This is a genomic window from Methylophaga thalassica MP (assembly GCF_000214595.1).
GTDB lineage: Bacteria > Pseudomonadota > Gammaproteobacteria > Nitrosococcales > Methylophagaceae > Methylophaga > Methylophaga thalassica.
On sequence record NZ_AFIG01000001.1, the window covers coordinates 1,348,612 to 1,363,313 of the forward strand.

At 43.0% G+C, this 14,702-nt stretch carries 10 protein-coding genes; 5 read left to right on the forward strand and 5 right to left on the reverse strand.

Features of this window, described 5'->3' with window-relative positions; translation table 11 throughout:
* Positions 1 to 9: 9 nt before the first annotated feature.
* Together MAMP_RS06395 and MAMP_RS06400 are read left to right on the forward strand one after the other, a co-directional pair.
* Positions 10 to 984, forward strand: a complete 975-nt coding sequence (locus tag MAMP_RS06395) for a caspase family protein (protein ID WP_007145191.1) — start codon at positions 10 to 12, stop codon at positions 982 to 984.
* Between the two features lie 129 nt (positions 985 to 1,113).
* Positions 1,114 to 2,811 carry a DUF262 domain-containing protein gene (locus MAMP_RS06400; RefSeq protein ID WP_139031840.1) on the forward strand — a complete coding sequence of 566 codons (1,698 nt, stop codon included), beginning with the start codon at positions 1,114 to 1,116 and terminating at the stop codon, positions 2,809 to 2,811.
* 115 nt (positions 2,812 to 2,926) lie between these two features.
* On the opposite strand, the gene MAMP_RS06405 is transcribed toward MAMP_RS06400, so the two are convergent.
* From MAMP_RS06405 to MAMP_RS06425, 5 genes are all read right to left on the reverse strand, one after another.
* The gene (locus tag MAMP_RS06405) at positions 2,927 to 3,622 is read right to left on the reverse strand and encodes a hypothetical protein (RefSeq protein WP_007145193.1); all 696 of its coding nucleotides are present in this window, start codon (positions 3,620 to 3,622) and stop codon (positions 2,927 to 2,929) included.
* A gap of 230 nt (positions 3,623 to 3,852) precedes the next feature.
* On the reverse strand, positions 3,853 to 6,156 hold the full coding sequence (locus MAMP_RS06410; protein WP_040576226.1) for an FdhF/YdeP family oxidoreductase: 2,304 nt from the start codon (positions 6,154 to 6,156) through the stop codon (positions 3,853 to 3,855).
* A gap of 189 nt (positions 6,157 to 6,345) precedes the next feature.
* Complete coding sequence (nfsA, locus tag MAMP_RS06415) at positions 6,346 to 7,077, reverse strand: oxygen-insensitive NADPH nitroreductase (protein WP_007145196.1); 732 nt, start codon at positions 7,075 to 7,077, stop codon at positions 6,346 to 6,348.
* A gap of 164 nt (positions 7,078 to 7,241) precedes the next feature.
* The gene (locus MAMP_RS06420) at positions 7,242 to 8,261 is read right to left on the reverse strand and encodes a class 1 fructose-bisphosphatase (protein ID WP_007145197.1); all 1,020 of its coding nucleotides are present in this window, start codon (positions 8,259 to 8,261) and stop codon (positions 7,242 to 7,244) included.
* 36 nt (positions 8,262 to 8,297) lie between these two features.
* Positions 8,298 to 9,281 carry a LacI family DNA-binding transcriptional regulator gene (locus tag MAMP_RS06425; protein WP_040576227.1) on the reverse strand — a complete coding sequence of 328 codons (984 nt, stop codon included), beginning with the start codon at positions 9,279 to 9,281 and terminating at the stop codon, positions 8,298 to 8,300.
* Positions 9,282 to 9,480: 199 nt separating this feature from the next.
* On the opposite strand from MAMP_RS06425, the gene ptsP reads away from it, so the two are divergent.
* From ptsP to MAMP_RS16610, 3 genes are read left to right on the forward strand one after another with little or no spacing between them, the layout of a single operon-like run.
* Entirely contained in the window at positions 9,481 to 11,991 is a 2,511-nt protein-coding gene (gene ptsP / locus MAMP_RS06430) for a phosphoenolpyruvate--protein phosphotransferase (protein WP_007145199.1), read from the forward strand.
* Complete coding sequence (gene pfkB / locus MAMP_RS06435) at positions 11,991 to 12,941, forward strand: 1-phosphofructokinase (protein WP_007145200.1); 951 nt, start codon at positions 11,991 to 11,993, stop codon at positions 12,939 to 12,941. Before ptsP ends, pfkB begins: the two co-directional genes overlap by 1 nt.
* A gap of 41 nt (positions 12,942 to 12,982) precedes the next feature.
* Positions 12,983 to 14,686 (forward strand): fructose-specific PTS transporter subunit EIIC, encoded by a 1,704-nt coding sequence (locus tag MAMP_RS16610; RefSeq protein ID WP_007145201.1) that lies wholly within the window; start codon positions 12,983 to 12,985, stop codon positions 14,684 to 14,686.
* Positions 14,687 to 14,702: the final 16 nt, after the last annotated feature.

The window sequence follows — 14,702 nt, forward strand, 5'->3', positions numbered from 1 at the left end:
GACGAAATTATGAGGATCGCTTTGATAGTAGGTGTTAACCATTACGAGCATGGGGGTCACCTATATGGATGTGTGAATGACGCGCATTCCGTAAAAGCAATTTTGGAAAGACACGATGGCGGTTCTGTGAATTTTGATTGCCGATTGCTGACAGGAACAGGACCTAGCGAGACAGTTAAACGTGGTGATTTAAAAGACCAAATTACTGAATTATTTAAAGCAGATGCAGATATTGCTTTGTTCTATTTTGCTGGGCACGGTCATATTGAGGCTACGGGAGGTTATTTATTAACATCGGATGCTGCAAGAGGCGATGAAGGTGTTTCACTTACGGAAATACTGACAATTGCAAACAACTCCCCAGCCAAAAACAAACTAATTATACTTGATAGTTGTCACTCAGGAATTGCTGGGACACCTCCTGAAGCTGGACAACTAGCGTCGCTTGCCGAAGGTGTGACAGTTTTAACAGCTTCAACTAAAGACCAGTACGCTACAGAGCAAAATGGACGTGGAGTTTTTACCACGTTGTTGGTTGATGCACTAAGCGGTAGTGCAGCCAACTTAACAGGCGACATTACCCCAGGGAGTATTTATGCTCATATTGATCAATCTCTTGGGGCATGGGAACAACGCCCTGTTTTCAAAACAAACGTGAAGCAATTTGTGTCGTTAAGAAAATCCTCCCCTTCTATATCCATTGAGGATTTAAGAAAGATTACAACATTGTTCCCCACTCCTGGATATTCATTTCCTCTTGATCCTACGTTTGAACCTGAAATGAAAGGTAGGGATGAAGGAATGCCAAACCCAGTTGAAGAAAACACAAGAATATTTTCTGTACTTCAGAAATATAACCGATTAAACCTCCTTGTGCCTGACGGAGCGGATCATATGTGGAATGCTGCGATGGAAAGTAAATCGTGCAGGCTAACCGCTCTTGGTGAACACTATAGAAGGTTGGTTGAAAAGAATCGAATCTAATTACAATCGTCACATTTCCAACCAATATACAGGTTGTTTATTAGTGCTAATTCCCAGGGATTCCAACCAAACGATGATTAGTTTGAGCTATGTAATAATTGTTATCTAGGGTTGAATTCCAACCTCAGATTGCAAATAGCCGATAAAAAATTAAACTTTACCTCAATAGCTGAAATAAAAAAGAAATACCTTTTTGACTCCAAGGATGACGGTGTCTCACGTTCATATATTTTCGGATATGAAAAAGATAATCCAAGCTACGAATACTTAAAAACAAAAATATTTTTGGAGAACTCAAGTTCTTCATACAAGAATGAAGAGACCATATACACGCACAACCTAGAGTTAGCTAAAAGCTTTTTTATTGCTAAATTAAGAAATCTTGAGTTTGATGAGATCGAAAGAGTCTACACAAAAGTAACTCAAAACTTCTTATTTAACATCTACGCAATTTCAAGAGACATTGATGTATTCGTTGCTTTTGAAACAATGAATAATAGAGGCAAGGAACTATCTCACTTAGAGCTTCTAAAAAATAGATTAATTTATTTATCTACGAAATTTAATGTTGCTGATTACGAAAAACAAATTCTACGAAGATTAATTAATGATAGTTGGAAATCTATTTATCATTATCTAGGTAAAAACAAACTCAAACCATTGAATGATGATTTATTTTTAGAAAATCATTTTATACTTTATTTTGGTAATATTCTTAAAGATGAAATGGATGGTAGTCGGGGAATAAGGTACATACAGCGCCAATATAAATACTACTTCAAAGACTATTTGCTCGAAGAAAAATTTACAGCGAAAAGCATTAACGCATCAACTGATGATAAAAATAAAAACCTCACACTAATAGAGGTAAAAAAATACGCTGAAAGCCTTAAAGAGTCTGTAGAAACTTGGTATCAAATTCTCAATCCGAATGATAGCTCTTATTCGACAGATGAAAAAGTATGGCTAGAAAAATTGTGCCGAATTGGGATTGAACCAGTTGCTCCTCTAATAATGGTATTTTTCCAACAAGAAAAAAATACCCAACTGCGTATAAAATTACTTAAATCTTTAGAAAAATTCATGTTTTTTATATATCTAGTTAGGTATCAACATTTTTTAGACGTGGGTGCTTATCAGTTTCTTGAAATATCAGCAGAACTAACAACAGGAAAACTAACCCCAGAAAAAGCTTTAGAATCATTAAGCGAAAGAAATGAAAAATTAAAAAAAGACAAAAACTTAATTAACATAATAAAAGACTCATTTAAACGTAGCGGTTTTTACAATTGGAGAGGTATAAAGTATTTCCTATATGAATATGATCTAAACTTAAAAAATGAATCTAAAACAAATAGAGATAAAATAAACTGGGATAATTTTATTATTGAAGATGATAGTGATCACTACACTGTAGAACACATCTATCCGCAACGCCCGCGTAAAGAATGTTGGACCAAACTCTACAATATTTATTCCTCAAAAGAAAAAAGTGTATTGAGACACTCATTGGGTAATTTACTGCCTTTATCACGCGCTAAAAATTCAAGTTTCCAAAATAAATGCTTTAAAGACAAGTTGGGAAGTGAAGCCGTTAGAGTAGGGTTTAGGTACGGTTCTTATGCTGAAAATGAAGTTGCATGTAAAGACTCATGGACAGCTAACGATATCCTAGAAAGAGGGATCAAACTATTAAACTTCATGGAGTCACGTTGGGACATCAACATTGGTGAAACGTCCGAAAAAATCAAATTTTTAAATCTATCTTTCGTACTAAAAAAACGCATATCCCCCTATTTAGATCAGAATAAAAGGTCAAAAAAATAATTTATTCATAATCAAACAACTTTCAGTTTCCAACTCCCAAAGGATTTAAGGCGGCCTGAAAAGACCGCCTTAAAAGAATCAAGGGGGTCAGCCAACTTGGTTTATCCGAAATACGTTATTTATCTTTCCTAATTAAATAGCTATCTAATAAAATCCAGACCTCAACCTTACTATTGTATAGAGCAACTTTCTTATCATTGGCTGAGATAAGAATACCTTTTGCAATCACTTGATTATTTTTACTGGTATCGAGCAAATACGTGCAGCTGCCAACTTTTTCTTCATTCTGACAACCAGATTTTGTATATATTTGCATTTGTTTTTCGGCATCATATTGACCACGTTGATAAGAAAATCCCACCAACACTAATGCGATTGAAACAATGAGTATGGGATAAGCTAACCACGAAAAAAGCTCATTAGCCATCCCACCTAACTGACACCAATGCCACTGCGTGATTCCAAATATTTTTTTACCTTGGTTTTCTTTGCTCAACGCTTTAAAAAGCCAATCTTTACTATTTTCTTTTGCATGTCGTGCAAACAAAAAAGCAGCTAAACCACTAACCACTAGAAACACAAAGAAACCAAGAAAAAAAGGCCACTTAGTGAGTAACCATTCCGCACCTAAAACACCAATGTACCAACTTTCGACCAATACATCAGACATGTCTTTATTGATGAGCTCATGACTCAAACCAAACGTAAAAATATAACCGATATGGTAACTAAAGCCCGATAACAAGATACATGGCACAACGAGTGCCACAGCCGATGCTGCTAATTTTAATAACCGCTCAAATTTTTCCATACAACACGTCCCTGTTTAGCTCAACTCGCTTTTATGTATTCATCAACATAGAAAAAGCTAAGAATAATAAACACAACGCTTTTTGCATATCTATCAATCCACAATTTACGGTCTGTAGGTTGGGTTGAAGCATGAAACCCAACAAAACGTCACATCAAATAACAACACACCTCATAAAATATCAAAATGTTGGGTTTCGCTATCACTCTACCCAACCTACAGAAACTCCATCATTGCCTGATTTCCACAGGCACACCTTTGTATGCTGGCGTCAGAGAATTTTTTTCGTGATAGGACAATGGAACCAGGGGGTTCAGTTCAGGATAATAGCCGGCTACTGTGCCATCAGGTAGATCATAGGCCGTCACTTTCAGTCCATCGACCTGACGCAGATTGCCATCTTCTATCTGAGTATACAGGCTGACTATTTGCCCTTCCTGCAAGCCAAGGCGTGCCATTTCTTCGCGATTGATCAATACGATTTCGCGACTACCTTCCAAACCACGCAGCCGATCAGAAAAGCCGTAAATGGTGGTGTTGAACTGATCGTTGGAACGCAATGTAATTAGGGTAAAGCCATTCTCACCGCTGGGATGCTGCCCCAGTGAGGTAAGTGTTGTTGGTGGGGTAAATTGTGCTTTGCCAATTTCGGTTTTCCATTTTCTTTCACGGGCTGGGTTGCCACGATAGAAGCCACCGGGCTGCATCATTCTGTTGTTGAAGTCACTAAAATCATCAGGGAAGGTCTCAGCAATCAGATCACGAATCAGATCGTAGTTGGCAACCCAGTCATCCCAGCGGAGTTTAGGGTTGGGAGGTAATGTTGCCTTCGCGATACCTGCGACAATCGCTGTCTCGGAACGGACTTGATCGCTGGGTGGCTCTGCCGCGCCAATCGAGGCATAAATATGACTGAACGTGTCTTCCATAGAAACAGCTTGTGGCCCACTTTGCTGCTGGTCAATATCGGTACGACCCAGACAAGGCAGAATATAACTGACTTTACCCGGTATAAGGTGTGATCGATTGGGCTTGGTGGCGATATGTACCGTCAGATCCAGATTTGACCAGCCCTTTTCCAAACGCTCACGATCAGGCAGAGCCCGTAACAGGTTTCCACCCAGTGAAAGCATGGCCTTGATGTCGCCATTTAATACACCTTCACTCGCTTGAACAATATTCTGACCGTCTTCCGTCGGGGCATTTATACCAAATAACTGATGTAATTTATCAGCTGGCATATGTGCAGATTTTTCGCCTATACCGACGGTCCGCTGTCCTTGCACATTTGAGTGGCCACGCACAGGCGAGATACCGGCACCGATGCGACCTATATTGCCACGCATCAGCAGTAAGTTGCAGAACATCCCCAGATTGAGCCAGCCATCAACATGCTGCGTCAGCCCCATACCATAGATACCGATAACCTTTTCTGCCTGACAATATATCTCGGCTGCCTCTTCAATCATGGTTCGGGTTAGGCCAGATTGTGCTTCGATATCTGACCAATCAAATGCGTTGACCTTTTCTACGGTTTCGTCAAAACCTGTTGTCTCAGCAGCAATAAAATCCTGATCCAGGATGGTGCCAGGGGCAGCTTCTTCACGTGCCAGCAAATACTTCATCATGCCGGCAATGACGGCAATATCACCGCCAGGTTTGAGCTGATAATATTTGTTGGAGATCTCGGTGGGGTTATTGGTGAGCATCTGCATGATATTCTGTGGCTCAATGAATTCAATCAGGCCCCGTTCACGTACAGGGTTGAAAGTCACAATTTTGCAGCCACGTTCAACAGCATCTTTGAGGATATGCATAAAGCGTGGAGAGTTGGTGCCGGTATTCTGACCGAAAAAGAAAATGGCATCGCAATGTTCGAAGTCTTCCAGTGTACAGGTGCCAACGGGTGTACCGACAAAGGTCTTGAGGTTCACACTGGTCGTTTCGTGACACATATTGGATGACTGTGGCAGATTCTGATGCCCCATTGCCCGCGCAAAAAGTGCATAAAGATAGGACGCTTCCAAGCCGGCATGGCCACTAGCATAAAAAACGGCTTGCTTCGGGTTCATCGCAGCAAGCTTTTTACCAATATCCTGTATTGCCTCATCCCAACTGACCGGCACATAGCGGTCGCGTTTCGTATCATAGCGAAGCGGTTCAGATAACCTGCCCGCTTTTTCCAGATCATGGTCGTGCCAGTTTTTTAATTCAGTAACGCTATATTGCTCAAAGAAGTTAGCATCCGCCTTTTTCTCATCCAACTCCCATAAGGTTGCTTTGGCACCATTTTCACAAAACTCGAACCGTGAGGGATTGGCAGGCTTGGCCCAGGCACATGAACTGCACATCACCCCACCGGGCTTATTAAGCCTGGAAAGAATTTTCGCTGCGACAGTAGAACCATGGACCTCACCGAAGATTCGAGATACACCGCGCAGCGATCCCCACCCACCTGCTGGGCCTTTGTTATAGCTTGTATTGGGGTCCTGTTCTGTAGGGGAATGAGCGTTTTTAGTGCTCGAGTTTGTCATGCTTTCTCCTAAGCTGTTTCGCCATCAGAATAATATTGAGCAAGCAGGAAACCGATTTCGAGTGCAGAAAGCCTAATCATCAGACTCCAGAAAATCGTGCTTCCATCATCGGATAATTAGTTTGGTTATTTTGTGAGTTAATAGTTCCAATGGATGTAAAGGCGTCTAGCTCAGGCTGTTGCCCAAAGTTTATTTAAACTTAAAGCCCTTTTTCTCAAGAAACGCTTTCATGTGGGGACGCATTGGTTTATTCATCATCGTGGCTATCTGGTGTGTCCAAGTCTCATCACGGGCACCGCTGGAACGATTTTGATAGTAGGCTTTGCACGTCTCGTTGTACTGTTCCAGTTCTGACTTATCTTGCTGGTATGTTTCTTCTTTCAAAATGACATCGACAGGTAACCTTGGCTTTTGCTCGGGCGATGCTGACGGATAACCAAGACACATCCCAAACACAGGATAAACTTGCTCAGGAAGTTTAAGTAGCTCAGATACTTGTTCCGGATTATTACGAATACCACCGATAAAAACACCTCCAAGGCCGAGCGATTCTGCTGCAATCATCGCATTTTGTGCGGCCAGACTGACATCGACGGTGGCGATAATGAATTGTTCAGTATATCCAGACACCATTTCCTGACTTTCATAATCACAAGCCGCCTGACTACGTTTGAGATCGGCACAAAAAACTAAAAATACCGGACTGGTTTCCACCCATGTTTGCGAACCGGCGAGCTCTGCAATCTGCTGACGTGTTTGTGGATTTCTGACTCTTATAACGGTGTATGCCTGGACGAAGTTAGATGTGGCAGACCAGCCTGCTGCATCAATAATCTGACGCACCAATTCATCACTCACAGGTTCTGGTGTGAATTCTCGAACTGAACGATGATTTTTCAGTAATGCGATAGTGTCGTTCATATATAAAGGTTTCCCCTAAAGCGTTTTATCAATTGATAAGCGATAGCATGAAGCTATTAGTTGAGAGAAATAGTGTTTTATTCCATACGACTCGAGTTGAATTTTGCTAACCACTCTAAGCAATCTATATTTCAGTGTTATTGAGGCATGTCTTTTTGAATGACTTAGCTCAATTTGTCTTCTTGGTGATAGCGTATTATTCGCTCCACCTCATTTTTAGATCCCAAAATAACAGGCACACGTTGATGTAGATCTGTTGGTTTGATGTCCATAATTCGCTGATAGCCTGTAGTGCTCAGCCCACCGGCTTGCTCAACAATAAAACTCATCGGGTTGGCTTCATACATCAGGCGTAGTTTGCCACTTGAGTTCGCTGATTTAGTATCGAGTGGATATAGAAAAATTCCACCACGAATTAAAATTCGATAAACATCTGACACCATGGACGCAACCCAACGCATATTGAAGTTCTTTTCTCGCTCACCATCAACACCCTGAATACATTCATTAATATAGCGTTGAACAGAGCTTTCCCAGAACCGTTGATTAGAAATATTCACCGCAAATTCAGCGGCATCCTCTGGAATAGTCATATCAGGATGAGTCAAAACAAACTCATCAATCTCACTATCCAGCGTAAAACCGTTTACACCATTACCCGTAGTGAGAATCATCATGGTTGTGGGTCCATACACACAAAAACCTGCACAGATTTGTTCTGTACCAGCTTGCAAAAAGTCATCTGACCTTACCTCGCGGCTGGCATCCGAACAGCGTAATATTGAAAAGATAGTCCCTACAGAGATATTAATATCAATATTGGATGAACCATCCAGTGGATCAAAAGCAATAAGATATTTCCCCTTGGGAAGATGTTCGGGAATCTGAATAATATCTTCGATTTCCTCAGATATCATCGCTGCCAGGTGTCCATGATGATTAAGCTGTTCAACCATCACATCATTGGTGATGATGTCGAGTTTTTTCTGGACTTCGCCTTGTACATTTTCAGACGCGCTCGCACCACCTATTCCAGTGATCGCACTGCGATTTACCAGATGAGCAATCTTTTTACAGGCACTGGCTATATCAGCAATAAGACCTGATAAGTCGTCGCTGTTTGAATCAGTCTTATTCTGCTGCTCATTAATAAATTGATTTATCGATTTTCCAATAGATGACATAAATGTCTCCTGTCAATTCGGCTTATATTGATGACGCTACCGCTTCCGACTTGAACCTCTAATCACACACTCACCTGATAGCATAAGGCGACGTAGAGGCGCATTCGGTGATTCAATACGTTGAATAACCGCTGAAACAGCTTCTTTTCCCATCATTTCAACGGGTTGACGAATAACGGTAATCCCCGGATCCACTAATGATGACCATGGCTCATCATCAAAACCGGCAATGGCGATATCATCTGGAATTTGTAATCCTGTCGCTCTCGCAGCCATCAAGGCTGAACGGGTAAAAAGACTGTTACTGAGGATAATGGCATCTGGCCTGTCAGGGGATGCAAACCATGCTTCAAGCTCTTTTTGAGCAACAATAGCGGTGGATGGCAGACTTTTGATTTCAGGCTTAAGGCCGAGAGAATGGATAGCGTCTATATATCCCTCTTTTCGTTGCTCACCGGTAATACTTGTAGCGCCAAATAAACCGCCAATACGCTGATATCCCTGGCTGTGCAGATGAGTAACAAGCTCTTTAGCCGCGGTTTGGTTATCCATGACAATCACATCGAATTTTTCTTTATCTCTAGCACGATCAATCAGCACTAAAGGGAAGTCAAAACTCCATTTGCTCAGCGACTTCAATCCTAGAGCTGTGGGGGCGACAATCAATCCGGAAACGCGTTCTTCTTGCATAAATCTGAGATACATTTCTTCACGTTCAGGATCTTCACCGGTGTTACAAAACATGACTCGCATGCCAGCCTTATAGGCAGCAGATTCTACGGCTTGAGTGATGGCTGTAAAAAAAGGATTGACCAGATCGGCTACGATCAAGCCAATAGTCTCAGTACGGTTTGAACGTAAGCGTCTTGCTGCCATATTAGGACGATATCCTGTGGCCTTGACAGCGTTTAGTACTTTTTCCCGTACTTTATCGCTAACCGAACCTCCTCCTAATACCCTAGAAACTGAAGCTGGTGACACACCAGCTATTTTCGCTACATCTTTAATTCCGACAGCCATATAAGAAAACGTTTCCAATTTAGTTGAAACAATAAAAATCAATACATATCAATGATTGATTAAGACATTACCATATATTAAAAAGCTATTCCATCAAATAATTTGACATTTATTATGAAAACGTTTTCAATGCAACAAAACAGAAATATATGTTCACGTAAACATAAAAAGCGTGGCGTAAATAGAGAGGAGAAAAACGATGCTTGTAACGAAGCAAACGAATGGCGAGCTAGATCTTGTTCAAATAGTCCAGCTCAACGTCAGCGCTACCGACAAAGAAACCGTTATCGAACAAGCAACACAGCTACTGGTGGAGAATAACTGTGTTGATCCCGCTTTCGCACAAAGCATGAAACAGCGTGAAACACGCGCCAATACCTTTCTTGGCAGAGGTATCTCCATTCCACATGGTATCGCTGAAGATCGGCATCTGATAAAAAAAGATGCCGTCGCGATACTTCAAATTCCTCAGGGTGTGGAATGGAACCCAGGTCAGATAGCCTATATGGTGGTGGCTATCGCCGCTCAAACTGATGGGCATATTACATTACTGCAAACCTTAACCGGCCTGCTACAAAACGACGAACAACTTCAACAATTGTTTAAAACGGATGATGAGCAGCTAATCGTCACTTCACTCAATAACTCAAGTGAAGAAACTGAAGAGAACGAAGTCTTGCCGGACTTCGCAAAAAAAATCGAATGGACGCTGGATTATCCCAATGGATTACACGCTCGCCCAGCCACAAAATGGATTGAAACTGCGCGCCAATTCCATTCATCAATTCGCATTCGTCATGCTGATAAAACGGCTGATGCAAAGAATTTAATTGCACTACTTCGCTTGGGAGTACGGCAAGGTGCCTCGCTTATTGTTTCTGCTGAGGGAGCTGATGCTGATAAAGCATTGTCAGTAATGCATACGCTGATGAAAAGCCTCTCCGCTCAAGAAAAAGCGGATGCAGAACTGGCATTAAAACGACAAAAATCAAGTCCCTCCTGGCAAGCAAGAGAAGATTTAGCGGCCATCATTGGTGCCTCGGCAGCCCCTGGCATGGTGGTTGGGCAAGTTTACCGAAAAATAACACACACTCTCGAGGTCCCTGATGAAACAGGATCACTCTCTGATAATGCATCAAGACTTCATAGAGCTCTGAAAGAAACAAAAGCACAGCTACAAATTCTCTCGCAAGAGACTGAGCAACAACTCGGAAAACAAGAAGCTAAAATATTCTTGGCACATATCGAGTTATTAAACGATACCGATCTCATTACGCTTGTCTGTCAGATTATGGCTGATGGTCATGGTGTTGCCTGGGCGTGGAATACCGGTGTTGAGCGTATGGCAAACCGTCTGTCTGCGCTCGGTAACCCTGTTTTAGCTGCAAGAGCGACTGATCTCAGAGATGTTGGGAACAGAGTCTTATTTCATATCGCCCCTGAACTATCAAATACCACTGAGACAGCTTGTCCCGATCATCCATACATACTGATTAGTGACGACCTCACCCCCTCAGATACAGCCGCTCTGGACATCACTAAAGTGATTGGTTTAGCGACAGCAGACGGTGGCCCCACCTCTCATACCGCTATCTTAGCAAGAACATTAGGCTTACCCGCTCTAGTTGGTGGTGGTCAGGGCTTACTGGATATTGCTAATTGCTCACAGGTTATTCTTGACGGTACAGCCGGACGTATTTATATCGATCCGAATGATGATGATATAAATTCAGCACAGGAGTGGATAACAAAACTTCAAGCTCAACAGGCAAAAGAAGCTGAAACCCGTCAACTGCCTGCGAAAACCACAGATGGAACTCACATTCTCATCGGTGCCAATATCAATCTACCCGATCAAGTGGCAGAAGCCATATCTGAAGGAGCTGAAGGTGTTGGCTTGATGCGTACTGAGTTTTTATATCTTGAACGAAATGATGAGCCCTCTGAAGACGAGCAGTACGAAACTTACCTTGCCATGAGCAAGAATTTAGAAGGCCGGGAGCTGATTGTTCGTACACTTGATATTGGTGGCGATAAACAAGCACCACAACTCGCCTTACCTCAAGAAGATAATCCGTTTTTAGGTGTGCGAGGTTCTCGACTACTGCTTCGACGTGCTGATTTGCTCCAGCCACAACTCCGTGCGCTTTACCGTGCACTGAAAGACGGAGCCAAATTATCAATCATGTTCCCAATGGTCACCTCAGTGACTGAGTTTTTAAAGCTACGGGCGATCTGTGAAGATGTACGGGAATCAATGGCTGCGCCAAGCTGCCCGATAGGCGTCATGATTGAAGTACCGGCAGCAGCACTTGAAGCTGAGACATTGGCCAAACATGCCGACTTCTTCTCTATCGGTACCAATGATTTAACTCAATATTGTCTCGCAATGGATCGACAAAATCCGACATTGGCTGCTGAAGCGGATAGCCTGCACCCTGCCGTTCTCAAACTTATCAAGCTAACAGTTGATGGCGCTAAGGATCACAATTGCTGGGTTGGTGCCTGTGGTGGTATTGCAGGGGATCCGCACGGTGCAGCCATTCTGTCCGGACTGGGTGTGACCGAGTTATCCATGTCACCACTTGACATTCCCGCTGTCAAAGCCCGCCTTCGCCAAAGTTCAATGGATGAACTTAAAGCATTAGCACAAAAAGCTCTCGAAGCCGAAACCTCAGAAGCGGTTCGTCAGCTTAAGGGGGTTGAATAATGATACATCCGGTAACGACTGTGACTCTTAATCCTGCTATCGATCAAACCCTGGAAGTCGATCACTTGACAGTTGATCAGGTTAACCGTGTAGATAGCGCTTGTTCGAATGCAGGTGGTAAAGGTATCAATGTTGCCTCATGCCTGGCGGATTGGGGTATTTACGTTTGTGCCTCCGGCCTGCTTGGTAATGATAATTCAGAACTTTTTACCAGGCTTTTTAAACAGAAAAAAATTCGCGATAACTTTGTTCGTTTTGACGGAGAAACCAGAACAAACATCAAGATCGTCAATAAAACGAGCGGTGGAACGACAGATCTGAATATGTCTGGTCAGAACATATCCCAAGTGTATCTGGACAGGCTTTTGCAAAGACTGAGTGCTGTCGAAAATGGCTCTACCCTGGTGTTATCAGGAAGCCTGCCTCCGGGCTGTCCCGAGGATTTTTACACTCATTTAATGCAGGAACTGGCCCCGAAAAATTTACGTATTATTGTTGATACCAGTGGCCCGGCTCTGTCTTCGATCCTGACAAGTCACGCCCCTGCTCCTTTTATGATTAAACCTAACTTACACGAACTTGAAACCTATGTAGGTAGGGACTTAAAAGAAACAAGTGACATCATTCATGCCGCTCAAGAACTCACTAATCGTGGTATAGAAAAGGTCATTGTCTCCTTGGGTTCTGAGGGATCATTATTTTTCTCTAATAAAGAAGCGCTTCATGCTCTCCCTCCCAAAATAAGCAGTGCAAGTTCTGTAGGCGCTGGTGATGCAATGGTCGCAGGCCTGGTTGCTGCCGCTCTGGATGATCTTAATGTAGAAGAAATGGCAAAACTAGCAACGGCTTTCGCTGTAGGCAAATTAGAGCTGCACGGCCCCAACCTACCGTCGAAAGAGCGCATTAACGCTTTGGCAAAATCCATTACAACAAGCCATATAAATAATTAAATCAGAGCCTTACACCAAAAAAGGTTACAGGAGAGATTAAGATGTCAAAACTACTCATCATCGTCGATGATAAACATAAAGAAACACACGCGCTTCTTGCCGCTGAAGTATTAAGAAAAGCGGCTTCAGAACTCAAGCATTCATTTTGTATTGAAGTGCGAACCCCTCAAGGCGTAATCACCGACATAACGCCAGCCATGCTCAATGATGCGGAATCTCTGCTTCTGGTGGGTGATGTTGAAATAGATGACCCAGCTCTTACTAATCTACCAACAATCACAGCGAGTATTAATGAGGTACTGGATACCCCATCTAAGGTACTGGAGCGCTTATCAAAAAGCACTGATAGCTCGCCCCAAACAGGGAAAAAAATCGTTGCCATCACCTCTTGTCCAACGGGTATCGCTCATACATTTATGGCTGCTGAGGGCTTACAGCTGGGCGCGAAGAATCTGGGTTATGAGATAAAGGTCGAAACACAAGGTTCTGTAGGTGCCAGAAATGAATTGACTGCTGAAGAAATCGCCTCGGCTGACTTAGTTATTATCGCTGCAGATACGACAGTAGACACATCGAGATTTCAAGGCAAACCCCTCTTCAAATCCGGTACCAAACCTGCTATCGCTGATGGTGCCAAGCTGATAGAAAAAGCCTTTAACGAAGCTTCTGCCAGTAGCACAGCAGAAGTCAGTAAAAATGAAACGACGGCAAAGCAAGATAATAAAAAAGGGTTTGCAGGTGCATACAAGCACTTGATGACAGGGGTGTCTTTCATGCTTCCTTTTGTCGTGGCAGGCGGAATACTCATCGCTATCTCGTTTGCCTTAGGCGGTATCTATGCCTATCAAGAGGATAATGCCGGGACCCTCTCCTATGCGCTATACCAAATTGGCGCAAAAGGCGCTTTTGTACTTATGGTGCCCGCGATTGCTGGTTACATATCATTTTCAATTGCAGACCGACCAGGACTCACTCCCGGTATGGTGGGTGGTTTACTAGCCGCTAACCTTGGTGCCGGTTTTCTCGGTGGTATTGTCGCCGGTTATATGGCTGGCTATATCACTGTCGCCCTTAATAGAGGAATCCAACTTCCTAAAAGCCTTGATGGCCTCAAGCCGGTACTGATACTTCCGGTGCTTACAACCATGATCACAGGGCTTTTGATGTATTTCGTTATTGCCGCGCCGGTAGCTGAAATCATGTCTGGTTTGAAAGATTGGCTTCAGGGAATGCAAGCTGGTAGTGCCGTATTTTTAGGATTGCTATTGGGTGGCATGATGGCATTTGATATGGGCGGTCCTGTCAACAAAGCTGCTTATGCCTTCGCCACAGGCCTTGTCACCAGCGATGTATTTGCACCTATGGCTGCCGTGATGGCAGGAGGAATGACACCACCTCTTGGTTTGGCATTAGCAACAAAGTTATTTCCTAAGAAATTCAATAAAGAGGAATATGAGGCTGGCAACGCAGCAGCTGTGCTCGGTGTAGCGTTCGTCACTGAAGGGGCGATTCCCTATGCTGCTCGCGATCCTTTCCGTGTTATTCCTGCTTTGATCCTCGGTTCTGCAACTGCAGGGGCAATATCTATGGCTGTAGGCGTAGAGCTTAAAGTGCCTCATGGTGGCATTTTTGTATTAGGTATTCCGAATGCAGTCACCCATGTAGGGATGTATGCATTAGCAATAGCTGTCGGGAGCGTTATTACGACGCTTTGCCTATTTCTTACGAAAAAAATATCTGAATGACGTAAACCATAGGAAG

Coding starts and splice junctions, on each gene's coding strand:
- pfkB (WP_007145200.1), top strand. CDS start 11,991: ATGATACATCCGGTAACGACTGTGACTCTTAATCCTGCTATCGATCAA.
- ptsP (WP_007145199.1), top strand. CDS start 9,481: ATGCTTGTAACGAAGCAAACGAATGGCGAGCTAGATCTTGTTCAAATA.
- MAMP_RS16610 (WP_007145201.1), top strand. CDS start 12,983: ATGTCAAAACTACTCATCATCGTCGATGATAAACATAAAGAAACACAC.
- MAMP_RS06405 (WP_007145193.1), bottom strand. CDS start 3,622: ATGGAAAAATTTGAGCGGTTATTAAAATTAGCAGCATCGGCTGTGGCA.
- MAMP_RS06425 (WP_040576227.1), bottom strand. CDS start 9,281: ATGGCTGTCGGAATTAAAGATGTAGCGAAAATAGCTGGTGTGTCACCA.
- nfsA (WP_007145196.1), bottom strand. CDS start 7,077: ATGAACGACACTATCGCATTACTGAAAAATCATCGTTCAGTTCGAGAA.
- MAMP_RS06395 (WP_007145191.1), top strand. CDS start 10: ATGAGGATCGCTTTGATAGTAGGTGTTAACCATTACGAGCATGGGGGT.
- MAMP_RS06420 (WP_007145197.1), bottom strand. CDS start 8,261: ATGTCATCTATTGGAAAATCGATAAATCAATTTATTAATGAGCAGCAG.
- MAMP_RS06410 (WP_040576226.1), bottom strand. CDS start 6,156: ATGACAAACTCGAGCACTAAAAACGCTCATTCCCCTACAGAACAGGAC.